Source organism: Blastococcus sp. CT_GayMR16 (genome assembly GCF_004570875.1).
Taxonomy (GTDB): domain Bacteria; phylum Actinomycetota; class Actinomycetes; order Mycobacteriales; family Geodermatophilaceae; genus Blastococcus_B.
Genome location: NZ_SPQK01000001.1, coordinates 446478 through 472147 on the forward strand (window position 1 = coordinate 446478; position 25670 = coordinate 472147).

28 protein-coding genes are annotated in these 25670 nt (G+C 71.9%); 7 read left to right on the forward strand and 21 right to left on the reverse strand.

Features of this window, described 5'->3' with window-relative positions; translation table 11 throughout:
* Positions 1-16: 16 nt before the first annotated feature.
* The 7 genes from E4P38_RS02310 to E4P38_RS02340 form a co-directional block, all read right to left on the reverse strand.
* Positions 17-769, reverse strand: a complete 753-nt coding sequence (locus E4P38_RS02310) for an ABC transporter ATP-binding protein (RefSeq protein ID WP_135130073.1) — start codon at positions 767-769, stop codon at positions 17-19.
* Complete coding sequence (locus E4P38_RS02315) at positions 762-1634, reverse strand: branched-chain amino acid ABC transporter permease (protein ID WP_135130074.1); 873 nt, start codon at positions 1632-1634, stop codon at positions 762-764. Before E4P38_RS02315 ends, E4P38_RS02310 begins: the two co-directional genes overlap by 8 nt.
* Positions 1634-2512 carry a branched-chain amino acid ABC transporter permease gene (locus E4P38_RS02320; protein WP_167760407.1) on the reverse strand — a complete coding sequence of 293 codons (879 nt, stop codon included), beginning with the start codon at positions 2510-2512 and terminating at the stop codon, positions 1634-1636. The genes E4P38_RS02315 and E4P38_RS02320 overlap by 1 nt, the downstream gene beginning before the upstream one ends.
* 37 nt (positions 2513-2549) lie before the next feature.
* Positions 2550-3329: an SDR family oxidoreductase gene (locus tag E4P38_RS02325; protein WP_135130076.1), complete on the reverse strand. Its 780-nt coding sequence runs from the start codon at positions 3327-3329 to the stop codon at positions 2550-2552.
* Positions 3329-3859, reverse strand: a complete 531-nt coding sequence (locus E4P38_RS22730) for a UGSC family (seleno)protein (RefSeq protein ID WP_167760408.1) — start codon at positions 3857-3859, stop codon at positions 3329-3331. Before E4P38_RS22730 ends, E4P38_RS02325 begins: the two co-directional genes overlap by 1 nt.
* Positions 3856-4971 carry a hypothetical protein gene (locus E4P38_RS02335; RefSeq protein WP_135130078.1) on the reverse strand — a complete coding sequence of 372 codons (1116 nt, stop codon included), beginning with the start codon at positions 4969-4971 and terminating at the stop codon, positions 3856-3858. Before E4P38_RS02335 ends, E4P38_RS22730 begins: the two co-directional genes overlap by 4 nt.
* A 77-nt stretch (positions 4972-5048) precedes the next feature.
* The gene (locus E4P38_RS02340; RefSeq protein WP_167760409.1) at positions 5049-6260 is read right to left on the reverse strand and encodes an ABC transporter substrate-binding protein; all 1212 of its coding nucleotides are present in this window, start codon (positions 6258-6260) and stop codon (positions 5049-5051) included.
* A gap of 380 nt (positions 6261-6640) precedes the next feature.
* Between E4P38_RS02340 and E4P38_RS22735 the strand changes: the two genes are divergently transcribed.
* The 3 genes from E4P38_RS22735 to E4P38_RS02355 all read left to right on the forward strand — a co-directional run bounded on the left by E4P38_RS22735 (position 6641) and on the right by E4P38_RS02355 (position 8828).
* A complete protein-coding gene (locus E4P38_RS22735) occupies positions 6641-6985 on the forward strand; it encodes an NIPSNAP family protein (RefSeq protein WP_167760410.1) in 345 nt (114 codons plus the stop codon).
* The gene (locus tag E4P38_RS02350) at positions 6982-7416 is read left to right on the forward strand and encodes a DUF3237 domain-containing protein (protein WP_135130081.1); all 435 of its coding nucleotides are present in this window, start codon (positions 6982-6984) and stop codon (positions 7414-7416) included. Before E4P38_RS22735 ends, E4P38_RS02350 begins: the two co-directional genes overlap by 4 nt.
* Positions 7417-7613: 197 nt before the next feature.
* On the forward strand, positions 7614-8828 hold the full coding sequence (locus E4P38_RS02355) for a CoA transferase (RefSeq protein WP_135130082.1): 1215 nt from the start codon (positions 7614-7616) through the stop codon (positions 8826-8828).
* A gap of 27 nt (positions 8829-8855) precedes the next feature.
* Here the strand turns inward: E4P38_RS02355 and E4P38_RS02360 are convergent, their stop codons facing one another.
* Entirely contained in the window at positions 8856-9152 is a 297-nt protein-coding gene (locus tag E4P38_RS02360; RefSeq protein WP_135130083.1) for a muconolactone Delta-isomerase family protein, read from the reverse strand.
* A gap of 194 nt (positions 9153-9346) precedes the next feature.
* Between E4P38_RS02360 and E4P38_RS02365 the strand changes: the two genes are divergently transcribed.
* Positions 9347-9925: an NAD(P)H-dependent oxidoreductase gene (locus E4P38_RS02365; RefSeq protein WP_135130084.1), complete on the forward strand. Its 579-nt coding sequence runs from the start codon at positions 9347-9349 to the stop codon at positions 9923-9925.
* Here E4P38_RS02365 and E4P38_RS02370 read toward each other — a convergent pair.
* From E4P38_RS02370 to E4P38_RS02385, 4 genes are all read right to left on the reverse strand, one after another.
* Complete coding sequence (locus E4P38_RS02370) at positions 9867-11348, reverse strand: FAD-dependent oxidoreductase (protein WP_209308885.1); 1482 nt, start codon at positions 11346-11348, stop codon at positions 9867-9869. The two genes, E4P38_RS02365 and E4P38_RS02370, sit on opposite strands and share 59 nt — an antisense overlap.
* Entirely contained in the window at positions 11345-12112 is a 768-nt protein-coding gene (locus E4P38_RS02375) for an SDR family oxidoreductase (RefSeq protein WP_135130085.1), read from the reverse strand. The genes E4P38_RS02370 and E4P38_RS02375 overlap by 4 nt, the downstream gene beginning before the upstream one ends.
* A 118-nt stretch (positions 12113-12230) precedes the next feature.
* The gene (locus E4P38_RS02380) at positions 12231-12902 is read right to left on the reverse strand and encodes a GntR family transcriptional regulator (RefSeq protein WP_135130086.1); all 672 of its coding nucleotides are present in this window, start codon (positions 12900-12902) and stop codon (positions 12231-12233) included.
* Positions 12903-12940: 38 nt separating this feature from the next.
* Positions 12941-13726: an aspartate/glutamate racemase family protein gene (locus E4P38_RS02385; protein WP_209308886.1), complete on the reverse strand. Its 786-nt coding sequence runs from the start codon at positions 13724-13726 to the stop codon at positions 12941-12943.
* A 108-nt stretch (positions 13727-13834) separates the two neighbouring features.
* Here E4P38_RS02385 and E4P38_RS02390 point away from each other — a divergent pair, with 108 nt between their 5' ends.
* Together E4P38_RS02390 and E4P38_RS02395 are read left to right on the forward strand one after the other, a co-directional pair.
* Positions 13835-15019 (forward strand): alpha/beta hydrolase, encoded by a 1185-nt coding sequence (locus E4P38_RS02390; RefSeq protein ID WP_209308887.1) that lies wholly within the window; start codon positions 13835-13837, stop codon positions 15017-15019.
* A 64-nt stretch (positions 15020-15083) separates the two neighbouring features.
* Positions 15084-15662, forward strand: a complete 579-nt coding sequence (locus E4P38_RS02395) for a VOC family protein (protein WP_135130088.1) — start codon at positions 15084-15086, stop codon at positions 15660-15662.
* A 93-nt stretch (positions 15663-15755) separates the two neighbouring features.
* Here the strand turns inward: E4P38_RS02395 and E4P38_RS02400 are convergent, their stop codons facing one another.
* The 4 genes from E4P38_RS02400 to E4P38_RS02415 form a co-directional block, all read right to left on the reverse strand.
* The gene (locus E4P38_RS02400; RefSeq protein WP_135130089.1) at positions 15756-16055 is read right to left on the reverse strand and encodes a hypothetical protein; all 300 of its coding nucleotides are present in this window, start codon (positions 16053-16055) and stop codon (positions 15756-15758) included.
* 9 nt (positions 16056-16064) lie between these two features.
* On the reverse strand, positions 16065-17906 hold the full coding sequence (locus E4P38_RS02405; RefSeq protein ID WP_135130090.1) for a potassium channel protein: 1842 nt from the start codon (positions 17904-17906) through the stop codon (positions 16065-16067).
* Between the two features lie 12 nt (positions 17907-17918).
* On the reverse strand, positions 17919-18305 hold the full coding sequence (locus E4P38_RS02410; protein WP_135130091.1) for a DUF6394 family protein: 387 nt from the start codon (positions 18303-18305) through the stop codon (positions 17919-17921).
* A gap of 66 nt (positions 18306-18371) precedes the next feature.
* The gene (locus tag E4P38_RS02415) at positions 18372-18998 is read right to left on the reverse strand and encodes a hypothetical protein (protein ID WP_135130092.1); all 627 of its coding nucleotides are present in this window, start codon (positions 18996-18998) and stop codon (positions 18372-18374) included.
* A gap of 170 nt (positions 18999-19168) precedes the next feature.
* Here E4P38_RS02415 and E4P38_RS02420 point away from each other — a divergent pair, with 170 nt between their 5' ends.
* Positions 19169-20326, forward strand: a complete 1158-nt coding sequence (locus E4P38_RS02420) for an MFS transporter (RefSeq protein WP_135130093.1) — start codon at positions 19169-19171, stop codon at positions 20324-20326.
* Between the two features lie 65 nt (positions 20327-20391).
* On the opposite strand, the gene E4P38_RS02425 is transcribed toward E4P38_RS02420, so the two are convergent.
* Genes E4P38_RS02425 through E4P38_RS02445 form a run of 5 tightly spaced genes read right to left on the reverse strand, consistent with a single transcriptional unit; the run spans position 20392 to position 25408 of the window.
* Entirely contained in the window at positions 20392-21630 is a 1239-nt protein-coding gene (locus tag E4P38_RS02425) for an ABC transporter substrate-binding protein (RefSeq protein WP_135130094.1), read from the reverse strand.
* Entirely contained in the window at positions 21627-22859 is a 1233-nt protein-coding gene (locus tag E4P38_RS02430) for a branched-chain amino acid ABC transporter permease (protein WP_135130095.1), read from the reverse strand. The genes E4P38_RS02425 and E4P38_RS02430 overlap by 4 nt, the downstream gene beginning before the upstream one ends.
* Positions 22852-23742 (reverse strand): branched-chain amino acid ABC transporter permease, encoded by an 891-nt coding sequence (locus tag E4P38_RS02435; protein ID WP_135130096.1) that lies wholly within the window; start codon positions 23740-23742, stop codon positions 22852-22854. The genes E4P38_RS02430 and E4P38_RS02435 overlap by 8 nt, the downstream gene beginning before the upstream one ends.
* Positions 23739-24617, reverse strand: coding sequence for an ABC transporter ATP-binding protein (locus E4P38_RS02440; RefSeq protein WP_135130097.1), 879 nt, complete (start codon positions 24615-24617; stop codon positions 23739-23741). Before E4P38_RS02440 ends, E4P38_RS02435 begins: the two co-directional genes overlap by 4 nt.
* Complete coding sequence (locus tag E4P38_RS02445) at positions 24614-25408, reverse strand: ABC transporter ATP-binding protein (RefSeq protein ID WP_135130098.1); 795 nt, start codon at positions 25406-25408, stop codon at positions 24614-24616. The genes E4P38_RS02440 and E4P38_RS02445 overlap by 4 nt, the downstream gene beginning before the upstream one ends.
* Positions 25409-25670 lie beyond the last annotated feature (262 nt).

The following is a 25670-nucleotide window of genomic DNA, read 5'->3' on the forward strand; positions in this document are numbered from 1 at the left end:
GGCCGCGGGCCCTGTGTCAGCCGCCAAGGTAGGCCGTCCTCACGTCGTCGCTGGCCAGGGCCACGTCCGGCGGTCCCTCGATCAGCATGCGGCCGAAGTTCAGGACCGTGACCACGTCGCACATCTGCGAGATCAGGTCCATGTCGTGCTCGACGACCACCACGGTCACCCCCTCGTCACGGAGCTGCCGGATGCGCGGCACGAGCGCCCGGCGCTCCTGGGCGGTCATGCCCGCGGCCGGCTCGTCCATCAGCAGGAGGGAGGGCCGGGCAGCCACGGCCCGGGCCATCTCCAGCTGCTTCTGCAGCCCGTAGGGCAGGGTCTCCGCCCGCCGCCGGCTGAGCTCGGTGAGCCCGAAGGTCTCCAGCGCCGCGTCGGCCTCCTGCCGCAGCTGCCGCTCCTTCGCCGTCGGCACCGGCCACAGGGAGGCGAAACCGGTGCGGGCGTGGCTGTGCTGGCCGAGCAGCACGTTCTGCCGCACGGTGAGCCCGCCGAACAGGCGCAGGTTCTGGAAGGTGCGGGTCATCCCCAGCGGCACCCGCCGCTGCGGGGTCAACCGGGTGATGTCCCGGCCCTCGAGCTCGACCGTGCCCTCGGTCGGCGGGACGAACCCGGACATGATGTTGAGCAGCGTGGACTTGCCCGCCCCGTTGGGGCCGACGACCCCGTGGATGGAGCCGCGCTCCACCTCGACGGTGACCTCGGCGAGCGCGGTCACCCCCTGGAACCGCTTGGTGATGCCGCTCGCGCGTAGCTGCACGTCACTCATCGCCGCCGCCTCCCCGCCGGGAGGTCGCCAGCTCGCGCAGCGACCCCAGGTTGATCCGCCGGTCCGTGCCGCGACCGACGATCCCCTGCGGCCGCAGGATCATCAGCAGGACGAACATCAGCCCGTAGGTGATCTGGTAGTAGTCCTCGAGGAAGTCGAACCAGATCGGCAGCATCGTCAGGACGACGGCGCCGACGATCGCGCCCCAGAAGTACTGCACCCCACCGAGCACCACGAACAGGATGATCAGCAGCGACTGGGGCGCCCCGAAGAGGTTCGGCGTGATGATCAGCGTCTCGTGCGCCGAGAGCGCCCCGGCCACGCCGGTGATGGCGGCCGACACCGCGAACGCCTCGACCGAGATGCGCGTGACGCCGAGCCCGCAGGCCCGGGCGGCCTGCTCGTCCTCGCGGATGGCCTCGTAGGACAGCCCCTTGCGGGACCGGCTGAGGAAGAACAGGTAGACGACGACCACGGCGATGCAGACGGCGACCAGCTCGACCGTCGTCCCGGTCATCCCGAACAAACCGGTCGCGCCACCGACGTAGTCCCAGCCGTCCAGCAGGATCCGCACGATCTCGGCGAACGCGAACGTGATGATCGCCAGGTAGAGCATCGACAGCCGCAGTGCGATCCAGCCGATGAACGCACCGATGACCGCACCGGCCAGGCCGCCGACGAGCATCGCCAGCTCGAGCGGCAGGTCGAACTTCAGCGTGAGGATCGAGGCGGTGTAGGCGCCGATGCTCATGAAGGCGGCGTGCCCGAAGGAGTACTTGCCGGTGGCGACGGTGACCCAGTAGCCCAGCGCCAGCAGGATCGCGATGCCGACCTTGATGACGACGGCTTCGGTGTAGGCGTCCATCAGACCCTCGCCGCCACGCCGGACTGCCGGGTGAACAGTCCCTGCGGCCGCACCACGAGGGTGACGGCGACGAGGATGAACACCAGCAGGTCCCGGAAGGTGGCCGACACGTAGGCCACGGTCAACGTCTCGACCACTCCGATCAGCAGGGCGGCGATGACGCCGCCGGTGATGTTCCCGAGCCCGCCCAGGACGACGACCATCAGCGCCGTCAGCGTCGTCTCGAACCCGGTGAAGGGGCTGACCGTGTGGAAGGACAGCCCGGTGAGCAGCCCCGAGGCCCCGGCCAGGGCACCGGACAGGACGAAGGTCAGCAGGATGACGCGCTGCACGGGGACGCCGAGCAGGCCCGAGGTGTCGGCGTCGTCGGACACCCCGCGGATCGCCGTCCCCCAGGTCGTCCGGTTGAGGAACACGTAGAGCAGCCCGGTGAGCAGGGCCGCGACCACCAGGATGATCAGCTGGTCGCCGGTCACCACCAGCGGGCCGAGCTCGAAGCGCACGTCCTCCAGGACCGTCGGCACGCGCCGCTGGTCGCTGCCGAAGGTGCGCGTGACCAGCGACGTGATCACCAGCCCCACGCCGAGGCTGCTGAGGATGGGCGCCGTGTGGTACTTCGGGCTGACGAAGCGGAACGACAGCAGGTAGGTCAGCGCGGCCACGACGGCCCCGATCAGCAGCGAGAGCACGAAGGCCACGACGAACGGGACGTCGGCCTGCGACACCAGCAGTGCCGCGCAGATGGCCGAGACCATCGCCGTCTCCCCCAGGGCGAAGTTCAGCCGGTCGAGGGCGCCCACGACGAGGTTGAAGCTCAGCGCGATGAGCGCGAACGTCGTCCCCAGCAGCACCCCGTTGACCAGTTGCTGGATCAGCACAGGCGTCGCCCTCCGTCGTCCTCGATGATTCCGGTGCTCACGCGGCCATCGCCCATCCACCGTCGACGGTGAGCACCTGGCCGGTCACGGCGTCGGAGTCGGCGGAGGCCAGGAACTCCAGCGGGCCGCACAGGTCCTCGGGAACCAGCGTCCGCGGCAGGCACTGCTCCTGGGCGATGCGGGCCCGCAGCCGCGGCTCGGCCTCCGGGTCGTGCACCACCTTGGGCGTGTCCACCGGGACGTAGCCCGGGGCCATCACGTTGACCCGGATGCCGGCGGGGCCCCACTCGCGCGCCAGCGCGCGGGTCAGCCCGACGACGCCGGCCTTGGCCGCCATGTAGGGCGACAACCCGGCGGGCCAGCCCTTCGGGACCATCGCCGAGCCGATGTTGATGATCTTGCCGTAGCCGCTCGCCGCCATGGGCGGGAGGACGGCCCGGGCGCACAGCCACTGCGCAGTGAGGTTCAGCCGCAGCACGCGGTCCCAGCCGCTCTCGGGGTCGATGCTCTCGCTCGGGGCCGCGGGCAGCAGGGCGCCGCCGGCGTTGTTGACCAGGACGAGCAGTCCGGGCCAGGTCGTGGTGACCTGCTCGACCATCGCCGCCACCGCCGACTCGTCGGTCACGTCGCAGCCGAAGGCCCGCGCCGTGTCGTCGTCCCCGAGGGCCGTGGCGACCTCCCGCGCCCGCGGCTCGTCGACGTCGACGACGGCGACGCGCGCACCGGCGGCGTGCAGCCGGCCGGCGTAGGCCCTGCCCAGCCCACGGGCCCCGCCGGTGACGATGCAGACCCGGTCGCTGAGTGCGCCGTCCGCCATCAGCCGGGGATCCGCTCGAGGATCTGTGCCAGCGCGCGGTCCACGCGGCCGTCGAGCTCCTCGTCGGTGCAGGACGCTACCGGGTGGTCCACCACGACGAACGGGTACTCCGGCACGCCCGCGGCGGTGGCCGCGATCCGGCCGGTGGTGACCATCTCCGAGGTGCAGATCAGGACGGCGGGCACCCCCCGGCGCTCGATCGCGATCGCATCCTGGACCGAGCACGAGCAGCAGCCGGCGCAGTCCCCGACCCCGGTCACCACCAGATCGCTGCCCTCGACCAGCCGGGCCACCTGCTCCTCGGGGGCCAGGCTGCCGACGCCGGGCTTGCGGATGCGGTCGGCGACCGTCGCCCCCCGCTGGGCCAGCCTGTCACCCAGGCGCGCCAGGAACTGGTCGCTGTTGGACTTGCCGTTGTCCAGGACGCCGATGGTCAGGCCGGCCAGCGACGCGGGCGGCTCGACGAGCGGCCCGGCCACGGCAGCGGCGACGTCCGCGGTGGGGTCCAGGACGGTCAGGATGTCGGTCATGACGATGCCTCTCCGGGGGTGGGGGATGCCGGCAGACCGCCGGCGCCGGGATGGGTCAGGTCGGCCACGGCGCCCTCGAGGTCGGGGGCGGTGGCGAGGTCCAGCGGAACGGTGACGGCCATCGACTCGTGCCCACCGATCCAGGCGGGCACCACGGCGGAGTAGCCGTAGAGGTGACCGCCGGCCACGAGCACGAGGATGTCCTCCGGCCGCGGGACGACGGTGCGCTCGACGGTGTCCTCGTCGGCACCGACCGGGCCGGACAGCCGGCCCGCCCGGCGGAGACTGGTGAGGGTGCGCCGCGCACGGCGGAACAGCTCCTCGGCGACGTCGGCCCTGCTCAGGCCGGCCCGCGCCATGGCCGCGGCGTGCAGAGGGCCGACGACCACCGTGCAGCCGCCTCCGGTGAAGTGGGAGGGCAGCATCGCGTCGGCGATGGTGTCGAGGACCGGGCCGGCGTCGGAGGACCAGTCGTTGCGCGCCATGATCGGCGCCTCGCCGGCGTAGACGGTGACGGCGCTGCCGGCCGGGTCGACCCCGCGGTCGGCGTGCACCGGCTCCCACGGGCTGGCGGCGGCGTCCTCGGCGATGCAGTACGAGTACTTGCCGGGGTGGCCGAAGGTGGCCTTGTCGACCACCCCCGGGCGGCCGCCGCACACGTTCTGCTGCAGCAAGCGGATCGCCCGGCCGATGGTCGCGTTGGCGTGGTGGCCCGGACCGAACAGGCTGAACCGGCTGTTCAGCGCGATCCGCTGCACGACCGGACCGCTCACGATCAGCAGCGGTGCCGTCGCGCCGCTCACCGTCGTGCTGTGCAGGTTGTAGCGGGGCCGGCCCATGGCGACCACGGCCGCGACGAGCACGTCCATGTACTCCGCCCGCGCGCCGGCCATCACCGCGTTGATCGCGAGCTTCTCGACCGTGACCTCGCGCGCCTGCTCGGGGATCCGGGCGAGCACGTCGCCGGGCCGGCGGCCGACGGCGGCCACGAAGGCCGCCACCCGGTCCGGCGTCGGGGGGACGACCGGGAGGCCGTCGCTCCAGCCACGCTGGAGGAAGAACTCCTGGACGTCGTCCGACGACACCTGCGCAGGGGTCGAGGTGAGCTGCACGCGGGTCCTCCGGTCGGCACTGACGGGGCGAACGTTGCGCGGGGCGACCTCGCTCGAGGCCGCCCCGCGCACCGCGATCAGCTGTCGACCTCCTGGATGACGAACTTTCCGTCCGTGACCACCGCGTACAGCTGCGGGCGGTCACCGGTGCCGTCCTCGGCGAACTTGACGTCTCCGGACATGCCCTCGAGCGTCTCGCCCTGCAGGTAGTCCAGGAGGCCCTGCCGGTCGTCGGCCAGGCTGTCCTCGGTGGCCTCGACCTCGTTGTCGCCGAGGTAGTTGGCGATCATGTTCACGATGTCGAAGGCGTAGGAGAAGTTCAGCGGGACGACGTCGAAGTCGTTGTCCTCCCGCGCCTGCGCCAGCAGGTCCGCAGCCGGCTGGTCCGGGTTGTCCGGGTTGAACTGGGCCGCGGTGATGGTGCCCTCGGCCGCGTCGCCGGCGCCGTTGAGGTACTCGGTGCCACCGCTCTGCAGCGACCCGGTGCCCATCAGCAGGGAGTCGAGATTCTGCGTGCGCACCTCGACGGCGATCCGCGCGGCGTCGGCCGGTCCGGCCGCCAGCGCGATGACGTCCGGGGTCTCGGCCGCCATCGACGTCACCTGCGAGGTGAAGCTCGGGTCACCGGAGGTGTAGGTGGTCGTGGAGACCACCTCGACGCCGGTGTCTTCGAAGACCTTGGTGTAGAGGTCGTTCTGCGCCTTGGTGGTCGCGTTCGCCTCGTCGTAGATGATCGCGGCGGTCTTGATGCCCTCCTGCTTCACGACCGCGCTCAGCACCGGGATGCTGTTGGCGGCGTCGGGCTGGGCCAGCGTGAACGACCAGGGACGGCTGGGCTCGAGGACTCCCGGGCGGCCGGCGCCGGGGCTGATCGCCGGCACCTCCAGCTGGGCGGCGGCGGCGCAGGCGATCTCGCAGCCGGCGCTGTCGGCCGGGGCGATGATGGCGAAGACGCCGTCCTCGCTGACCAGCTTCGGGATCGCGGTGACCAGGCTCTGCGGGTCGTTCCGGGCGTCGACCTCGACCAGCTCGAGGTCGCGGCCGTTGACGCCCCCGTCGGCGTTGATCAGCTCGACGGCGTAGTTGGCGCCGGCCCGGGCCGTCGCACTGTTGTTCGCGAACGGGCCCTCCGAGCTGTACACGAGGCCGAGCTTGTAGGGGCCGGCGTCGGACTGGTCGCCGCCGCCACCCCCGCTGCTGTTGTCGTCGGAGCCGCCACATGCGGCGACGAACAGGAGCGGCACGACGACCGCGACGGCCGCCCTCCGTCCGGTGAATGCTCTGCGCACGCTGGTGTTCCTCTCTCGTGTCCTGCTCGTCGTCGTGCAGGTCATGAACACTGGGAGAACGCGGAGACGCCGTCGCCCAGGGGTGGCGGCACCCGGGGCGATGAGCCCGTCGCGACGCCGGATTGTATACATCGAAGGCGGAACTTAGGGTGCCTCGCCAACCGGGTCAACCCCTGGCGGGAGCGTCGTTTCCGGATAGATACCGGAGCCGCACCGCTCGGCATCCGCCGTGGCGGCCGGGCGCATTGTGTACTAAGCAGTGCCGTAGATGTGGCCTGGCGCACAGGAGTCGGAACGCGCACCATGAGCCCGACTCCTTCCGCGTAGCAGATGCCGTCTCTACTGTATGGAAGATCGGTCCAAGAGTGAAGGAGGTCACGGTGTCCGTGTTCGAGTACCGCCACTACGAGCTGGCCCCGGGGAAGCAGGAGCTGACCCGTCGGTACGTGACGGAGTGCAGCCGGCCGACGTTCGATCGGCACGGGTTCCGGATGACCGGGCCGTGGGAGGTTGTCGCGGGAACCACCAACTCGCTGCACTACCTGCTCGAGTGGGACGACTTCGACGCCCGGGAGCGCGGGTGGGCGGCCTTCTACGCCGATCCGGACTACCAGCGCAAGCGCGCGGAGATCATGGCCGACGGGGAGCTGGCCCTGCGGGCGCACGTCGCCTTCTGGCGCCCGATGCCCGCCCCGACCGCCCCCGCGCCGACCCCCGGCGGATGACGCAGAGCATCCGGCTCGTGCCGATGGGCACCCTGACGATCCAGATCGACCAGCACACCCGCATCGGTGCCACCCCGGCCGGCATCCGCATCGTCGGCGAGGTGCTCGACTGCGAGTGGCGCAGCGATCGGGTCACCGCCCGGGCGCACGGGAAGATGTCGCACGACTGGCTCATGGAGCACGCGGACGGCTCGATCAGCATCGACGCCCGGCTGATGCTGATGACCGACGACGGGGCACCGATCGGCATGACGTACCGGGGCAAAGCCAACCGGCAGCCGCGCGACGGCGGCGTCATCTTCACCACCCCGGTGTTCGAGACCGGCGACGAGCGCTACGCGTGGCTCAACGGCGTCCAGGCAGTGGCCCGGGGCATCCGCACGGAGCAGGTGCTGGTCTACGAGATCTTCGAGCTGACGTCGGCCGACTGAGGCGGGAGTCGCCTCACGCGGCCCTAGCTGTGCGGGCCCGTCTCGTTCTGCACGCCGAACAGACCCGCCTGGTGAGCCATATTGCATGCAAGGGAGTGCCGCTCGCCGCGGGCAACGGGAGCGCTGTGGGCGTCGGCACCTTCACTACGCCCGGCCGTCTGGCTAGATTGCATGCAATCAAGCCGGAGGAGTGGAACGTGCCGAATCGAGCGACCCAGGGCGAGCTGCCGCTGTCCGACATCCGCGTGGTGGAGTTGGGACAGCTGCTCGCCGGCCCCTTCTGTGGCCAGCTGCTCGGGGATTTCGGCGCCGAGGTGATCAAGATCGAGGATCCTGGGGTCGGCGACCCCATGCGCCAGTGGGGGCGGGAGAAGCCGCACGGCCGGTCCCTGTGGTGGCCGGTCGTCGCCCGCAACAAGATGTCGGCCACGGCGAATCTGCGCGACCCGCAGGGCCAGGACCTGGTCCGGCGGCTGCTCGCCGACGCCGACGTGCTGGTCGAGAACTTCCGGCCCGGCACCCTCGAGCGATGGGGCCTGGCGCCCGAGCAGCTGTGGGAGATCAACCCGCGGCTGATCGTCACGCGGGTGACCGGCTACGGCCAGACCGGCCCCTACGCCCCCCGCGCCGGCTTCGGCTCGATCGGTGAGGCGATGGGGGGCATCCGGTACGTGATGGGCGAGCCCGATGCCGCACCCGTGCGCGCGGGGATCTCCCTCGGCGACTCGCTCGCGGCGACCTTCGCGTGCCTGGGCACCCTGGTCGCCCTGCACGCCCGCGCGCGCACCGGCCGTGGCCAGGTGGTCGACTCGGCCATCTACGAGGCGGTGCTGTCGATGATGGAGTCGCTGATCCCCGAGTGGGCCGTGGCCGGCTACCAGCGGGAGCGGACGGGCGCGACGCTGCCGAACGTGGCCCCGAGCAATGTCTACCCCACGGCGGACGGCGACCTGATCCTGATCGCGGCCAACCAGGACTCGGTGTTCGGCCGGCTGGCCGGCGTCATGGCGCAGCCCGAGCTGGCCGACGACCCCCGCTACGCCACGCACGGCGCCCGGGGTGCGGCGATGGCCGAGCTGGACGGGCTGATCGCCGCGTGGAGCGCGACCCAGCACGCCGACGATCTCCTCGGGCGCCTGCACGAGGCGGGCGTGCCGGCCGGCCGGATCTTCCGGGCGGCCGACATGCTCGCCGATCCGCACTTCGCCGCACGGGAGGCGATCGTCCGCCTGCCGCACCCGGACTTCGGGGAGCTGCCGATGCACAACGTCGCGCCGAAGCTCTCCGCGACGCCCGGTCGGGTCCGCAGCGTCGGGCCAGAGCTCGGCGAGCACAACGACGACGTGTGGGGGCGCCTAGTGGGCCTTTCCGCCGCTGACCGGACCCGGCTGCACGACGCCGGGATCATCTGAGCCGCCGTGCCGGCTCCCCCTCCCGCCTCAGGCGCGGTCGCGCGTGAGCGGGTCGCTCGGGTGCGCCGCCGTCGGGATCACCTCGACGTCGATGAACGGGTAGATCGGCAACGCCGCGAGGATCTTGTGCAGCTCGGTGGCGTCGGCGGCCTCCCAGAGGCCGTAGTTGGCACGCCGGCCGGGGATGCGCCAGAGCCGCTTGATGATGCCGGCATCCCCGAGCTCGCGGCCCCGCTCGGCCTCCTTGGAGTAGATCTCGTCGATCTCGGCCTGCGTGTAGAGGCCGTGCGGGATGTTCACCTGGGTGTGCACGAGGAACTCCATGTCCGACTCCTTCTCACTCGGGGTACTCCCGGGGCCGGGCCCCGCCGTCCCCGTCCGTCGGGAGCCCGCCGATCGTGCGGGTCCCGTCCTGCTGCACCATCCCGGCCACCGCTGTGCACCCTGCCGATGTCACTCCCGGGCGCGGCCGACCCGGCGTCGCGTCCATCCGTCCCGTGAGGAAGAGGCTGTCCCCCGTGCCCAAGCCCGTTCTGCAGATCGTCATCGGGAGCACCCGGCCCGGCCGGGTCGGCCGCCCGGTCGCCGAGTGGTTCCAGGAGAAGGCCGTCGAGCACGGCGACTTCGAGGTCGAGCTGGTCGACCTCGCCGCCGTCGCCCTGCCGTTCCTCGACGAGCCGGAACTGCCGCGCTTCGGTCGCTACCAGCACCAGCACACCCGCGACTGGAGCGCCACGGTGTCCCGGGCGGACGCGTTCGTCTTCGTGACCCCCGAGTACAACCACGGTCCGAGCGCGGCCCTGAAGAACGCGATCGACTTCCTGCACGCCGAGTGGCAGTACAAGCCGCTGGGCTTCGTGAGCTACGGCGGCATCGCCGCCGGCGCGCGGGCCGTCCAGATCCTCAAGCAGTTCGTGCTCCCGCTGAAGATGACGCCGCTGTTCGAGACGGTCGCCATCCCGCTGGTCGAGCAGTTCCTCGACGAGAAGCGGCAGTTCCGCAGCAACGAGATCCTGGACGCCGCCGCGTCGATGATGCTCACCGAGCTGCATCGGCTGTCCGAGGCGCTCCGGCCGCTGCGTCGTCCGGCGCGCTGAGCGCCGGCCCACCTGCACGGGCGTCGGCGGCGGCCGTGCGACCCGCGATCCGGCCCATGGTCAGGGCGTTGGCCACGGCGTTGCCGCCCCCGACGTAGCGCGGCCCGAGGACGCCGCCGCCCGCCTCGCCGGCGGCAGAGAGGCCGGGCACGGTTGCGCCGGTCCGGTCGAGCACGCGCGCGTCCTCGTCGATCCGGAGCCCGGTGTGCGTGACGACGAGCTGCGCGGGCAGCATCCGGACGGCGTAGAAGGGCGGCCGGGCGATCGGTGCCGGTGGCTCGGTCACCCCCTTGGCGCGCAGGCTCTCGGACCGGGCGAAAGCGGGGTCCTGCCCGAGCGGCAGCGTGACGTTCCAGCGCGCGAGCGTCGCCTCCAGCGCCGCGGCGGGCACGCCGATCCGACCGGCGAGCGCGGCCAGGTCCTCCGCCTGGGCCGTCCGTCCCCCGGCGACCTCCGCCAGCACCCGGTCCGGCGTCCAGTCGGCGTAGCCCGGCGGGAGCGCGAGGCGGGCCGCCTCGTCGAAGATCGCCCAGGCCTGCCCGCCGTGGTCGTCGAGGATCCCCGCGGCTACGGCGTAGCTGGCGTCCTCGTCCATGAACCGCAGACCGCTCCGGTCGACGTACACCCGGGACAGCGGCGGGAACCCGGCGTCCCAGTGGTGCCGGGTCTGGAAGTACGCCGTGACCACCAGCAGGCCCCAGCCGATGCCGGCGAGGTCTGCGCCGGCCTGCTCCCCCAGCGCCAGGTGGTCCCCGCGCGACCCGGTGCCGGCCGTGACGAAGAGGTCGTCGCCCGCCGCGAGGGCGGGAGGGAACCAGCGGGCGACGAGCTCGGGCGCCTGCGCCAGCCCACCGGTGGCGATCACGACCGCCCCGGCCCGCACCTCCACGCCGTCGGCGACGACGCCGCGGACCCGGCCGTCGGCGACCAGGAGGTCGTGCACCCGGGTGTGCAGCACGAGGTCGACGTCGTGCCTCCTGCGGGCGCGCTCGAGCACGTGGACGACGCCCTGGCCCTGGTCGCGGGGGACGTGGCCGCGCCAGACGTCCTCGACGCCCGAGCGACACAGGCCGGGGTGGTGCGCACTCCCCGACCGCTCCGCAGGCACGTCCAGGCCGAGTCCGAGCAGCCACTCCAGGGCGGGTGCCGCCTGCGTGCAGAACCGGCGGATCAACCCGGGCTGCAGCCGCCACTGGTTGAGGTCCATGTAGTGCTGGAAGAACCGGTCCACCGAGTCCTCGACGCCCATCGCGGCCTGGACGCTCGTGCCGGCCGCGGTGAACATGCCCGCCGACTGGAGCATGGAGCCGCCGATCTCGCCCTCGGACTCGAGCAGCAGGACCCGCGCCCCGTCCTCCGCGGCCGAGACGGCCGCCGCCAGCCCGGCCCCGCCCGCCCCAAGCACGACGACGTCGTAGGTCACGTCAGCGACCAGCCGCCGTCGACGAAGAGGGTCACCCCGGTCACGTAGGAGGACAGCGGCGAGGCGAGGAACAGGACGGCGGAGGCGATGTCCTCCGGCTGGCCGAACCGGGCGAGCGGGATGGACCGCAGCGACTCCTGCTTGGCCACCTGCCGCGGGTCGTCGGCGGGCCAGGCGGTCAGCCGGGTCTCGATGTAGCCCGGTGACACCGCGTTGACCCGGATCCCGGAGGCGCCCCACTCCGCCGCGGCGTACCGCGTGGTGCTGGTGAGCGCCGCCTTGGACGCCGCGTAGCTCAGCCTCTCCCGCACCGTCTTGTCGACGACGAGCGAGGTGATGGTGACGATCGCCCGCGACCCGTCGTGCTGCATGTGGCGGAACGCCGTCTGCGAGCCGCGCACCGCGCTCCAGGTGTTGGTGCGCAGGACCTGCTCGAACGTCGCCTGGTCGACGTCCTCGGCGAGCTGGTGGCTGACCGTTCCGGCGTTGTTGACCCACACCGACAGCGGCGGCTGCTCCCGCAGGGCGGCGTCGATGCCGTCGTGACCCTCCTCCGTCGTCAGGTCGGCGGTCACCGGCACCGCCCGGCCGCCGGAGAACCCCGCCAATGCCCGGTCGAGTTCGTCGGCGTCCCGGTCGACGAGCACCACTGTGAGCCCGACCTCGTGCAGCACGGTCGCGATCGCCAGCCCGATCCCGCGGGCCGCGCCCGTGACGACGGCGGTGGTGCCCGCCAGTTCCGCGAACGGCTCCCGCCAGGTCATCGCAGCCTCCGGGTGCGTCGCGCCGGCCGGCCCCGTTGGCCGCCGGGTGATCACCAGATCGGAGTCTGTATACAACCTTGCCCGAAGCGGTGTCCACGCCGACCGGGCGGGCGACGCCTCAGGCCGGCTGTCCCCGGTCTCGCGCCTGGCCCGCGACCTCCTGCTGGAGCCGCTGCAGCGCCGCCCGGCCGGCGTACAGGTGAGCGCACATGACCGACCGCGCCCAGGCGGCGTCCCGGGCGGCCAGCGCGTCGATCACCTCACGGTGCTGCGCCATGGACCGGGCCAGCTCGGCGGGCGTGTAGTGCCGGAAGATCTCCCGGACCAGCGGGCTGACGATCAGCCCGGGCAGCAGGCCGAGCAGCCGCTCGGTGCCGGCGGCGACCTGGACCTCCCGGTGGAAGGCCATGTTCAGCGGGGTCAGCTCCGCGACATCGGTCCCGGCGGCGACGACGGCCTCCATCCGGTCGCAGACCTCGACCAGCGCGGCCAGGTGCTCGTCGGTGCGGCGGGCGGCGGCGCGCTCGGCGCCGTATCCCTCCAGGAGGGCGCGGATGTCGAACAGCTCGTCGAGCTCGTACATCGCCGGCTGGACGATCGCTCCGCGGTGCGGGGGGAGGTCGACCAGTCCCTCGGCGTGCAGCCGGCGGAGTGCCTCGCGCACGGGAGTACGGCTGGTGCCGACCCGCTCGGCGACCTCCTCCTCGCGGATCCGGTCGCCGGGCGGGATCGTGCCGGCGAGGATGTCGGCGAGCAACGCCTCGTAGGCCAGGTCGGACGCAAGTCCCACGAACGTTCTCCTTGACTGACTCGGTTGACCGCGGCCGTTCAGCCTACGGTCGGCGCGCCCGTCCTCCCCTCATCGAGCTGCCGGAGCAACTCGATGGGGGGCTTCGGGAAGTGCCACCGGCGGCCGGGGTGCAGGCCGGTGCGGGTGCGCAGCGTCGCGAGCATCTGGGCGTGCAGGACGACGGCGCCGATGGAGTCCATGACGCAGACGCCGTCGATCTCGGTCACCCCCTGGGCAACGAGGAGCTCGGCGATCACGCCCTCGGCCGGGATGATCACGTCCGCACCGGCCGCGATCGCCTCGTCCACCGCGCGGCGGACGGCGGTCAGGACGACGTCGGGCTCGGCGAACGCGCGGGAGAGCTGCTCCTCGGTGAGCGGAGGGTCGATCGTCCAGACGCCCGCCACCCGATTCTGGAGGTCGTGCGAGGCGACGATGCGGCGCGCCATCCACGCCACCTCCGCGGAGATCGTCACCAGCCCGCTCAGCCGCGCCACCGAGCAGCCCAGCAGCAGCGTGCTCTCGGCCATCGACGCGACCGGGATGTCGAGCATCGAGCGGGCCTCCCGCAGGAAGGGCTCGCTGTAGGAGCTTATGGCGATCGCGTCGTACCCCTCCTCCTCCGCCTGGCGGAACAGCGGGAGCACCGGCGACAGGGCCTGGTGGAACAGCGCGGGGTAGACCAGGACGTGCGCCGGGGCCGCGGCGCCGTAGGTGCCGGGAGCCACCCCGTGGAGCACCACCTCGGTGTCGGGGCCGGCCACGCGGTCGACGTGCTCCTGCAGCGCCGCACGGTAGACGGGGAAGCGGTCGAGTTCGGTCATCGACTGATGCCAGATGCGCACGCAGCGCAGGATTGCATACTATCCGGCTTCCGTGGTTTCCTCCGGCCGCCGCGATCGCACCGGTGCGATCGCCGAGGAGAGGCGCTCATGACCGAGTCGGCACGCACCGACCTGCCCGCCCCCGAACTGCTCGGGATCCGGATGTACACGGGCGGCCGGTTGGACATCTACTCCGGCGTCGCCCGCAAGTCCGGAAAGATCTGGTGCACCCTGCACCGCCCGGCGACCCCGACGACGACCGTCGTCCTGTTCGTGCACCCGACCTCGAACTTCCTCGGGCACTACGCGCTGCCGGGACTGGCCGCCCGCGGGGTGGCCGCGGCCGGACTGGCGACCCGGTACGTCGGCAACGACTCCGCGCTGCTCATGGAGAACTGCGTCCTGGACGTCGCGGCGGCGATCGGTCACCTGCGCTCGCTCGGGTTCGAGAAGGTCGTGCTCGGCGGCAACTCCGGCGGCGGGGGGCTGTCGGCGCTCTACCAGAGCCAGGCCGAGTCGCCGACGATCACGGCCACGCCGGCGGGAGACGGGCCCGACCTCACCCAGGCGGACCTCCCCCCGGCGGACGCGGTGGTGGCGATGATGGCCCACCCGGGTCGCGCCGGCGTCTACACCGAGTGGATGGATCCGGCCCTCCTCGACGAGGCCGACCCGTTCACCCGCGATCCCGACCTCGACATGTTCGACGAGCGCAACGGCCCGCCGTACTCGGCCGAGTTCCTGGCGCGCTACCGGGCCGCACAGGTGGAACGCAACGCCCGGATCACCGCGTGGGTGCGCGAGCGGCTGGCCTGGCTCGCCGAGGACGACACCCGGCCCGACGACATGCCGTTCCTCGTGCACGGCACCTGCGCCGACCCCCGCTTCCTCGATCTCAGCATCGAGCCGAGCGACCGCGCGGCCGGGTCGCTGTGGGGCGATCCGCAGAAGGCGAACCTGCTGCCCGCGTCACTGGGCCACCAGACCAGCCTGCGGTCGTGGCTGAGCCAGTGGAGCCTCGAGGACAGCAACTGCGACGCGGTCGTGCACCTGCCGCGGGTCTCGACGCCGGTCCTCGTCATGTACGGGACGGCGGACGGGGCCGCGTTCCCCGCCCACGCGCTCGCCATGTACGAGGCCGCTCGGCCGGAGAACAGGGAACTGATCCCGATCGAGGGAGCGGACCACTACTTCAACGGCCAGCCGGAGCTGCAGGACGAGGCCCTGGGGCTGCTGCACGACTGGCTCCTGCGCCACGACCTCGCTCCGGCGGCCATGGCCTCGGGGGTGTGATCTGGCCTACTCTACAGAGACCCATCCCTCCCATCAGAGAACGCTGTCGCGAGAGGACAGGCCCATGCTCAAGCCTGCGACGTCCCTGAACCACATCGCCATGCCGACGAACAACACGGCCGAGACCTACCGCTTCTACACGAAGGTGATGGGCTTCAAGCTGAAGTCCGCGGTGCGTGAGGAGCGGGTGCCGTCGACCGGCGACGAGACGCCTTTCCTGCACACCTTCTTCGCCCTCGAGGACGGCTCCTGCATGGCCTTCTTCGACATCGCCGGGGAGCAGTTCGCAGGCCGCAGCGACGGAGTGCCGAGCTGGATCCGGCACTTCGCGTTCAACGTGGAGACCTACGAGGAGCTGCTCTCCTGGAAGGCGCGCCTGGAGGAGAACGGCATCTCCGTCCTCGGGGTCATCGATCACGAGGGCATCTGGCAGTCGATCTACTTCTTCGACCCCAACGGGCTGCGCCTCGAGCTGACCTGGCAGAAGCGCGAGCTGGAGCCGGAGGACACCGCCCACGGCGAGGAGCTCGTCCGGCAGTGGATCGAGGAGTTCAACCAGAAGGACGCCGACGAGATCGCCGGCGACGCCACCCCCGAGGGCGCCGAGCCGCAGGACCGCCAGCCGGAGACCGCCCCCGCCTGACCCCTCCCGTCGCTCCGGCGGGACGGATGGCGCACACGTGGCACCGAAGCGGTCCCGTCCATCAGGACGGGGCCGCTTCGCCGTACCAGGGCCTCAGGTCGCGTCGTCGTCCCGGACGAGCCGCAGGTGCGGGCCGGTCGCGATGTCCTCGCGGGGGTCCTCGACCTGCGGCAGTCCGGCCGCCCGGCGGACCCGGTTCTCCGGGACGCCGAGCGCGTGCGCCAGGAACTCGGCCAGTCCCTCGCTGATGAAACTCCGGCCACCGATGCGCGCCATCCGCTCGATCGTCTCCGGGGGCACGACCCACCGTGACAGGCGGGACGCCTCGTCCGGCGTGCGCGCAAGCTCCCAGAGCCGGCGCCGCACCAGGTCCTGCAGCTCCTCGTCGGCCACGGGGAAAGGCTAAGCCCGGCCGGGGCCTGGGGCATCCGAGAGCGCGCCTGATTTCACGGCCGGGCTCAGCTTCCGCCAGATCCAGCTCGACGGCACGCGGCGGCCGGTGACGACGTACTCGAGGACGCCGTCCACCAGGAGGATGGTGTCGAGCGCACGCCGCGCGGCGGCCCAGCCGGCCAGGAGCAGCTCGTCCCCGGCTTCCAGCACGAAGTCGTCGTCGTCCGGCGCGAGCATCGCCTCGTGACCGCGCAGGACGAGCAGCACGATGGCGTGCAGGGGCTCCTCGCGGTCCTCCGGATTGCGCAGGATCCGGCCCAGGCGCGCCTCCCCCGACGCCAGCCAGGATCCGAGCGCCGGCGCCTCCTGCGGGGTGAGCCGCACCTTCCAGAGCGTCTGCAGATGCGCGCCGCACAGTCCCTTGAGGCGGTCGACGATGGCCGCGGCCCACTCGTCGCCCATCGCCGGCATCTCCCGCAGGAACCGCCAGAGCAACGGCGTGGACAGCTGCGCGTAGACCTCGTGCGCCACCATCTCGGTGGGCACGAGCAGGGCGTCGACCTCCATCGCGGTGAACAGCGGCGCACTGGCCGCGTGGTTCTGCCGGGCCGCGAGGAACAGGCCCGGGTTGCTGCGGCGCGCGGCGGCCACCAGCGAGAGGTTGGTCGTGTCGTTGTCCGTGCCGGCGACCAGCCCGACCGCGCGATCCAGGTCCGCCTGGGCCAGCACCCAGGGATCCGAGCCGTCCCCCACCAGCAGGTCGGCGTTCTCGACGTCCGTGGTGTGCGACTCGATGACGGTGACCTCGAGGCCTTCGGCACGCAGGTCCTTCGTGAGCTCGCGCCCGAGCCGGCCGTAGCCGCAGACGATCCAGCGGCCGCTGCGCGGCGGCGAGCCGCGGTCGGGGAGCGCCGCCCCCGGCCCGCTCTCCAGCCAGGTCATCAGCTGGTAGGAGGCCGGTGCCCGCAGGGCCAACCGCAGGTGGTCGCCGAAACGGTCGAACGGGTTGACGGTGGCCGGGCTGCCGAACGCCTGCATCCGCTCCGCGATCGCCCGCGAGGTGACGCGGGCGATCACCGGGAGGTCGGGACGCAGCAGCGCCGCGGCCATGACGATGGCGAGGTTCGCCTCCTCGTCGTCGGTGAGGGCGACGACCGCCTCGCACGAGGAGTGCCCCAGCCCGGCGACGGCCAGATGACCGGGGTCGCGGGCATCGGCGGCCAGGCCCGGCACGTCGGCGTGGTAGGAGTCCAGTTCCAGGCCGTCGATCCGCTCGGAGTTCCGGTCGAGGACGACGAACCGCCGGCCGAGCGCGTCGAACGAGTGCCCCAGCAGCTCACCCGTCCGCCCGTAGCCGGCGATCAGCAGGAACGGCTCGCGCAGCCGGGACACCTTGCGGCTGAAGTGCTGCAGGGCGAGGGCGGACCGGAAGGCGCGGTCCTGGAGCAGGGCCAGCAGGGACCCGATGGCGTAGGCCCAGCCGATCACCGTCAGGTAGATCGAGATGGTCACCCACATCCGCTGGTTGTAGGTGAACGGATACGGGATCTCGCCGAAGCCGATCGTCGTCGCGGTATAGCTCATGACGTAGAAGGCGTCGAAGAAGCCCATCCGCAGGGGATTGCCCTCGGCGTCCTGACCGGGGATCACCGTCAAGCCGAGGACGCTGACGGAGAAGATGACGATCAGCACGATCAGCGGCACCCGCATGCGCCGCAGGATCAGGAAGACCGTGGCCGAGGCCTGGGCGGCCGAGTGGGCGGCCACGCGGAACGTCGCCCGGCGGATCCGACGGTCGGCGTCGTCGTGCTCGAAGATGTTCTTCCAGAAGGCGAGCAGGGGGTTGCCCATGAGGGACTCCGATCACCCGCGGTGGAACGAGACCGTCTCCACGACGAGCAGCACGACGGAGACGATGTTGGCCAGCAGCGCGCCTCCCGACAGCGACACGACGCTCGCCGTCCAGGCATCGGTCATGCCCGCGGTGCTGACGTACGTCGCGTAGCCGAACATCAGCGTGGCGCCGATGAGCTGGAGGTCGGCGACCAGGCTCGTGGCGAGGTGCACCGCCCCGATCTGCGTGCGGTCGCCGAACTTCAGCACCGTCGCGATGAGGTTGACGACGACCGCGGCGAACAGCTCGTAGGGGTTGTGCAGGTCGGGGTTGTCGATGTCGCCGATGAAGAAGCCGAAGTTCAACGTCGCAGCGAGCACGACGAAGAAGCCGAAGACCACCTTCTCCAGATTCACCCGGCCTCCCGCCGTCCGATGTTGTCCGATCTTGGTCCCAGACGGCGCGCTTCGCGCGCCGAAGTGTCATCGGGCGGCGCCCGGTCGCTGGACGGCGGTGAACGTGAACTCCAGCGCGCTGCTGCGGCCGGCGAAGGCGTTGCCTGCCGAGTCCGGCAGGGACACGGTCAGCGCCAAATGGTCGGCGCTGCCCGCCACCAGGCTTGCCGGCCGGGCCAGGGACGCCTCCCGGATCACCGGCCCGGACGCGAGCACGGTGCGCTCGGCGGCCGCGCACACCGTCGACGCCGACCACGGCACCGAGCAGGAACGCACGGTCAGCTGCAGCCCGTTCGCGGGATCGGTGTCCAGGACGCTCGAGAGGGTGGCCACCGAGGTCAGCGTGACGGTGGCCAGGTCGGAGCTGCCGTCGTTGACCAGGCTGATCGTCCGGGTCACCGAGCCTCCGGGCAGGATGCCGCCGAAGGCCAGTGGCACGGTGCCCAGGTGGTCGGGCCCGTCGAGGTCGATCGACACCACGCCGTTTCCGACGCCGGCGGACAGGGGCGTCGCGCTGTCGGTGAAGGTCCCGAACGTGCCGACACCGGCCAGCGCCGCACCGGTCGTGACCACCCCCAGCGAGGCGAGCAGCGTGCCGCCGGTGGACCGGGGACGACGAGGCCGACGCCCAGGGTTCCGACGCACGTCTCCCACGGACCGCAGCTTTCCCGCCCCCGGTGACTGTCGGTGACCGGGCGGGGAAGCGTCACCCGACCCGGGGACGCGTGTCGTCCTTCCGGGGAGGGCCGGGAGCGACAACCCACCTGCACGGCGCACCGGATCCCGCCCAGCGGGACGGGCACGGACCTCCGTAGGGTCCGACGGTGACCTGGAAGCGGGCGGTGTTCGCGCTGTTCGCCGTCGCGGCCGGCACCAACGTGCCGACACCTCTGCTGCTCGTCTACCAGGAGCGCCTGGACCTCTCGGCGGAGGTACTCACCGCCCTGTTCGGCTGCTACGCCGCCGGGCTCGTGCCCGCGCTGCTGCTCGCCGGCCAGCTCTCCGACCGGCTCGGCCGCCGGCGGGTCGCGATCCCGGGCATCGTCCTGTCGGGGCTCGCGTCGCTGGCCTTCGCCTTCGCCGGCGATTCCCTTCCCCTGCTCTTCGCGGCCCGCTTCCTGCAGGGTGTCGTGAGCGGCGTCGTCTTCAGCGTCGGCAGCGCCTGGGTGGGCGAGCTGTCGCTCGCCTCCGGCGAGGGCGCCGGCGGACGGCGGGCGGCGTTCGCCATGACCGCGGGGTTCTCACTGGGCCCGCTGACGAGCGGGTTGCTCGGGGAGTTCGCTCCGGCGCCCACGGTGCTGCCGTACCTGGTCCACACGGCGCTGGTCGCGGCCGGGCTCAGCCTCGCCCTGCGGCTGCCCGAGACCGTCGACCTCTCCGCCGTCCATCACGGGGCGGCGGGAGGAGACCCGGCCGTCCCCCTGATCCGTCCCGGCGACGGGCTGCTGGTGGCGACCGTGCTGGCTCCCGTGGCGGTGTGCGTCTACGCGTTCCCCTCGTCCGTCATCTCGGCGGTCCCGCTGCTGGTCGACCTGCCCTACGGCGGGGTCGCGGTCACCGGCCTGCTGGCGGGCGTGACGCTCGGCGCCGGGACGCTGGTGGCGGGGCTGCAGCGCCGGCTCGGACGGTGGACGGCGGTCGTCGGCAGCGCGCTCGGAGCGGCCGGGTTCGCGGCAGCAGCGGCGTTCGCGTCGACCGGCTGGCTGCCCTGGCTGATCGCGGCCGCCCCGCTGCTCGGCTCCGGAGGCGGCCTGTGTCTCGCGGCGGGGCTCACGCTGACCGCCCGGCTGGCCGCACCGACGCGTCGCGGGGCACTGACGGCGCTGTTCCTGGCGATCGCCTATCTCGGCTTCGCCGTCCCCTTCGTCATGGCCGTGGTCGCGCGGGCCACGTCGTCCACCGTGCCGCTGGCGGCGGCCGCGGTTCTCACGGCGGTGCTCTCGGTGCGCCTGCTGCCGGTCGCCGGTCGCGGCCGGCTCTGAGGCCGGACAGCAGAACGGCGCCCCCTCCCGAAGGAGGGGGCGCCGTCCGTCACGCGGTGCTGAGGTCAGCCGGCGATCTTCGCGGCGAACTCGCCCTCGAAGGCCTCGGCCGCCACCTTGGCGCCACCGGGCACGTCGGCCGGCTGGAGCACGAAGCTCTCCAGGCTCGGCGACTTGCCGAGCTCGAAGCCGCGGATCGGGACGACGAGGCCGCCGGTGTCCGCCTCCTCCAGTCCGTCGAACGCATCGAGGACGCCCTGGCGGGTGAGGTCGCCGTTCTCGCAGGCGGAGTCGAGCACCTCCTTCATCAGGGTGCTCATGCCGGTGCCCACGATCACGCCGAGGCTCGGGGTGGCGTCGGGGTACTCCGCCTCGTACGCGTCGAGCAGGTCAGGGTTGGCGTCGAACGCCGACACCGGGGACGCGACGTAGAGGTGGCTCTTCAGCCAGTTCGCCGCGGGCCCCTGGAGCAGACCCGGCGCGAAGACCGGGTTGCTGCCGAGGATCGGGACGTCGAGACCCTGGGCCTCCGCGACCGCGGCCACCGACGCCAGCTGCCCGGGGGCGACGGTGAGGGCGATCATGTCGACGCCGGCCGCCTTGAACTGGGTGACCTGGGCACTCATGTCCTGGTCGGTCGACTTGATCTGGGCCTCGACGAGCTCGAGCCCCTTCTCCTCGGCCACGGCCTGGCTGCCGGCGAGGCCGTTGGCGCCGTACTCACCCTCGAAGTAGATGTGTCCGACGGTGTCGCCCTCCTTGAGGAGGCCCTCCTGGAACATGTAGTCGTAGCCGTTGGCGATCTCGACGTCGTACGTCGCGCCGACGACGCCGGTGCCGGGGATCTCGGTCAGGGTCTTGGACCACGCCGAGGGGAAGTTGACGATCTGGTCGGCCTCGTACTCCGGCGCCAGGGCGGTGTTGATCGGCGAGCCGATCGTCTGCTGCATCGCGAGGACGCTGTCCTTCATCCCGCTGTAGAGCTGGACACCCTGCTGGGGGACGTAGCCCGTGTCCTGCACGTCGAGCTCGACGCTGTAGGTGTCACAGACCTTGTTGTCCTTCCAGAACAGCTCGTTGGCGTTGGTGATGTCCTTGCCGAGCGCGGCGAACACGCCGGTGAGGTCGGTGAGGACGCCCAACGTGATGGTGTCGCCCTCGACGCCGATGTCGGTCGTGACGTCGCCGGCCTCGCCCTCGGCGGACCCGCTGCTCTCCGGGGCCTTTGTGCTGCAGCCGGACGCCGCGGCAACCACGACGGCTGCCACGACGACCGCGCTGCGCGAACCCTTGCCTAGCTTCATGACGTGCTCCCTTGTGCTGGTCGGTCTGACGGAACAGATGTGGTGGAACTGTCGGTAGCGGCTGAGGAGGAACTGGTGGGCCGCCCGCCGCCGGGGTCCCGGCCCTTGCGGCGGAACCGCCCGGCGAAGCCGGCCAGCCCGGCCGGCTCGAACATGACGACGAGGATGATCGCCAGGCCGAAGAAGTAGCGCGCCGCTTCGCCGGGAGCCAGCCCGCCCTCGCCGGCACCGCCGACGAAGGGCACGACGTCGGCGTAGCGCTGGAAGACCAGGGGCAGCGCGCTGACGAACACCGCGCCCGCTGCCGCTCCGCCGACCGACCCGAGCCCGCCGAGGACGATCATGGCGAGGAACAGGATCGACAGCTCGAGCCCGAAGGACTCCGGGGCGATGCTGCCGATGGACAGCGCGTACATCACGCCGGAGAGCCCCGCGTACATGGAGCTCACGAGGAAGACGCGCGCCTTGTAGCGCTGCACGTTGACGCCCATCACCGACGCGGCGACCTCGCTGTCGCGCAGCGTCTGCAGCGCCCGCCCGGGGCGGCTGCGCAACAGGTTCCGCGCGAACAGGTACGCGAGGAAGGCCAGGACCAGCCCGAGGTACCAGAGCCGCTCGGCCTCCCGGAACGGCACACCGACGACGAACAGCTCGGGGTCACGGTTGCCGAAGGTGAAGCCGAAGAGCGAGAACTCCGGCGCCGACCGCCCGTTGAAGCCGCCGGTCACCGACGTCCAGCTGTTGAGCACGTGCTGGCCGATGAAGACCAGACCCAGCGAGGCGACACCGAGGTAGATGCCCCGCAACCGCGCCGCGATCGGGCTGAACAGCAGGCCGGCGAGGCCGGCCACCAGCACGCCGGCGATCATCCCGACCAGCGGCGGGAGCCCGAGCCCGCTCAGGTCGGCCAGCCCGATGCCACCGGAGTCGCCCGACACGAAGACGTAGGTGACGGCGCCGCAGGCCAGGAAGAAGGCATGGGCGAGCGAGAGCTGGCCGGTGGTGCCGACGAGCAGGTTCAGCCCGATGGCACCGACGATCGCGCCGAACACGGCGAACCCGGTGCGCAGCCAGAACTCCTCGACGTAGATCGGGAGCGCCAGCAGGACGACCAGCAGGACGACCAGGATCAGCGGTCGCAGGAAGGACCGGCGGGGCGCGGCGGAGCGGCCCCCGGCGGGGGCGCCGATGCGGGTCGAGCCACGCGGCGTTGCGGTCGCCTCAGACACGGGTCAGCTCCTTGGTGCCGAAGAGCCCGGACGGCCGGACCAGGAGGACGGCGATCATGACGATGTACGGGACGACGTCGCCGAACCCGCGGCCCAGGAACAGCAGCTGGTCCTGGTAGCCGGATGCCAGGGACTCCGACACCCCGATCAGCAGCCCACCCACCAGCGCGCCGCCGGTGGAGTCCAGGCCGCCGAGGATCGCGGCCGGGAAGGCCCGGAGCGCGACGGTGTAGACGGTCGGGCTCACGCCGGGTGTGGGTGATCCGACGAGGAACAGGGCAGCGACCCCGGCGAGCGCGCCCGCGACGACCCAGGCCAGCGCCGATACGCGGCCCAGCCGGATCCCCATGAGCGCGGCGGTCTCGCCGTCCTCGGCCGAGGCGCGCATCGACACGCCCCAGCTCGAGTACTTGAACGCCACGAAGAACAGGGCGATCAGCACGCCCGCGACGATCGTGGCGATCAGCCGGTTCTGGCTGATGCCGATGTCGCCGATCCGGACGGAGCCGCCGCCCCACGGGTGGGGGACGTTGAGGATGTCGGAGCCGATCCGCCGGATGAGCTCGGTCAGCAGGATGATGTCGACGCCGATGGTGACGATGGCCAGACTGATCACCGGCGCCCCGCGCAGCCGGTTGATGATCAGCCGCTCGATGATCAGGGCGGCCAGCGCCGTGATCGCGATGCCCACGATGGCCCCGAAGAAGAACCCGAGGGGCTCCGACAGCCGGGCGATCGAGTAGGCGCCGAGCAGCAGCAGCGAGCCGTGCGTGAAGCTCACGACCTCGCTCGCCTTGAAGATGATCACGAAGCCGAGTGCGATGAGCGCGTAGATGGCGCCCAGCGAGATGCCGTTGAGCAGCAGCGACAGGAACTGGGTCACGAGTGCGTCCCGGGAGTTTCGGAGGAGTGGTGACCGGTCGCGGCGGCCTCGGCCGCCTCCGCCGGATTGATCTCGTCGCCGGACCCCAGGTAGGCGCGGATGACCTCGGGGTGGACCTGCACCTCGGCCGGTGTGCCGTCGGCGATGCGGCGCCCGAAGTCGAGCACGGTGACCCGGTCGGCCAGCGACATGACCATGCCCATGTCGTGCTCGACGAGGACGACGGAGATGCCGAGCGCCGAACGGATCTCGAGGATCGCCTCGGCCATCCGGTCGGTCTCCTCGGCGTTCATGCCGGCCACCGGCTCGTCGAGCAGGAGCAGCCGCGGCTCGGTGCAGAGCGCACGCGCCACCTCGACGCGCTTCTGGTCACCGTAGGAGAGGACGCCGACGGGGGTGTGCAGCTTGTCGCCCAACTCGAGGAACTCGGCGATCTCGGCGACCCGTTCGCCGTGGATCTTCCCCTCGCGGGTGGCCCGCGGCAGCCGCAGCCCGGCGGCGATGAAGCCGGCCTTCGTCAGGTGGTGGCGGCCCAGCATCAGGTTCTCGGCCACGGTCTGGCCGCCGGACAGCGCGATGTTCTGGAACGCCCGCGCCACCCCGATGCCGGCGATCTGGTACGGCCGCATCTGGTCGAGCCGGGAGTCGCCGAAGCGGACCTGCCCCTCGGCGGCCTTGTAGACGCCCGACAGGACGTTGAACATCGTCGACTTGCCCGCGCCGTTGGGCCCGATGATCGCGTGGATCGTGCCGGGCTCGACGGTGAACGACACCTCCGACAGGGCCTTGATGGCCCCGAACCGGACGCTGACGTTCTCGACGTCGACGGACGGGATGTCCGACCGGATCTCCGCCCCCGCGGCGCTTGCGCTCATGCCGTCCACCGGGAGAGCCTCTTGCCCGACGCTGCGCGGGTGCGCATGTGCGCCTCGTCGCCGTCCCCGTCGTGCCCGAGGTAGAGGCGCTGCACCTCGTCGGTCTGGGCGAGCTCGCGTGCGTTGCCGGAGAGCGACACCTCGCCGACGTCGAGCACGTAGGCCAGGTCGGCGACCCCGAGCGCCATCGTGGCGTTCTGCTCCACCAGCAGGACCGAGGTGCCCTGCCGGTTGATCTCGGCGATGACCTCACCGATCTGGCCGATGATGCGCGGCGCGAGACCCAGCGACGGCTCGTCCAGGAGGAGCAGCTTGGGGCTGGCCATCAGCGCCCGGCCGATCGCCAGCATCTGCTGCTCGCCGCCGGACAGGAGGGCCCCGCGCTGGGCGCTGCGCTCCTTGAGCACCGGGAACAACTCGTAGACGCGGTCCTGCGCCTTCGCCTTCGCAGCCTTGTCCTTGCTGCCCATCCCGCCGGCCCGGAGGTTCTCCTCGACCGTGAGCCGGCCGAAGATGCGTCGTCCCTCAGGGACCTGGACCAGGCCCATCCGGACGGTCTGCGCGGGGTCGCGGGACCCGAGGTCGGTCTCGCCGAAGCGCACCGAGCCGGACTCGACGCGGCCGCGGTGCAGCCGCAGCGTCCCGGAGATGGTGCGCAGGAGCGTGGTCTTGCCTGCGCCGTTGCTCCCGAGGACCGCGACGACCTTGCCGTCGGGAACCTCCATCGAGACCCCCCGCACGGCCTGGACGGCGCCGCCGTAGGTCACGTGCAGCGAATCGATGCTCAGCACGGACTGCACTTCCTAACTGCGCCGGCGTGCGACGCGGGAGGCGGGCCGGCCGGTGCGCACCGGCCTGCAGCGGACCGGACGGAGCGACCGCCCGGGCGTGACGTGGCGCACATTGCGGTGACTGTAGGGGCTTAAGGGCCGGATCTGAGCCGCGATCGGTAACGGATCGGTCACCTTGACGCCTCAGCAAGGATGCCCGGCGATCGCGGCCCGCGACCCTGGCTGCGGCCCACACCGACCTAGGGCCAACCTGCGTGTGCTC

What these genes read in the sequence shown, in the direction of transcription:
- E4P38_RS02310 (WP_135130073.1), bottom strand. Translation starts at nt 769, where the DNA reads ATGAGTGACGTGCAGCTACGCGCGAGCGGCATCACCAAGCGGTTCCAG.
- E4P38_RS02315 (WP_135130074.1), bottom strand. Translation starts at nt 1,634, where the DNA reads ATGGACGCCTACACCGAAGCCGTCGTCATCAAGGTCGGCATCGCGATC.
- E4P38_RS02325 (WP_135130076.1), bottom strand. Translation starts at nt 3,329, where the DNA reads ATGGCGGACGGCGCACTCAGCGACCGGGTCTGCATCGTCACCGGCGGG.
- E4P38_RS22730 (WP_167760408.1), bottom strand. Translation starts at nt 3,859, where the DNA reads ATGACCGACATCCTGACCGTCCTGGACCCCACCGCGGACGTCGCCGCT.
- E4P38_RS02350 (WP_135130081.1), top strand. Translation starts at nt 6,982, where the DNA reads ATGACGCAGAGCATCCGGCTCGTGCCGATGGGCACCCTGACGATCCAG.
- E4P38_RS02360 (WP_135130083.1), bottom strand. Translation starts at nt 9,152, where the DNA reads ATGGAGTTCCTCGTGCACACCCAGGTGAACATCCCGCACGGCCTCTAC.
- E4P38_RS02375 (WP_135130085.1), bottom strand. Translation starts at nt 12,112, where the DNA reads ATGACCTGGCGGGAGCCGTTCGCGGAACTGGCGGGCACCACCGCCGTC.
- E4P38_RS02385 (WP_209308886.1), bottom strand. Translation starts at nt 13,726, where the DNA reads ATGACCGAACTCGACCGCTTCCCCGTCTACCGTGCGGCGCTGCAGGAG.
- E4P38_RS02390 (WP_209308887.1), top strand. Translation starts at nt 13,835, where the DNA reads ATGACCGAGTCGGCACGCACCGACCTGCCCGCCCCCGAACTGCTCGGG.
- E4P38_RS02395 (WP_135130088.1), top strand. Translation starts at nt 15,084, where the DNA reads ATGCTCAAGCCTGCGACGTCCCTGAACCACATCGCCATGCCGACGAAC.
- E4P38_RS02405 (WP_135130090.1), bottom strand. Translation starts at nt 17,906, where the DNA reads ATGGGCAACCCCCTGCTCGCCTTCTGGAAGAACATCTTCGAGCACGAC.
- E4P38_RS02425 (WP_135130094.1), bottom strand. Translation starts at nt 21,630, where the DNA reads ATGAAGCTAGGCAAGGGTTCGCGCAGCGCGGTCGTCGTGGCAGCCGTC.
- E4P38_RS02440 (WP_135130097.1), bottom strand. Translation starts at nt 24,617, where the DNA reads ATGAGCGCAAGCGCCGCGGGGGCGGAGATCCGGTCGGACATCCCGTCC.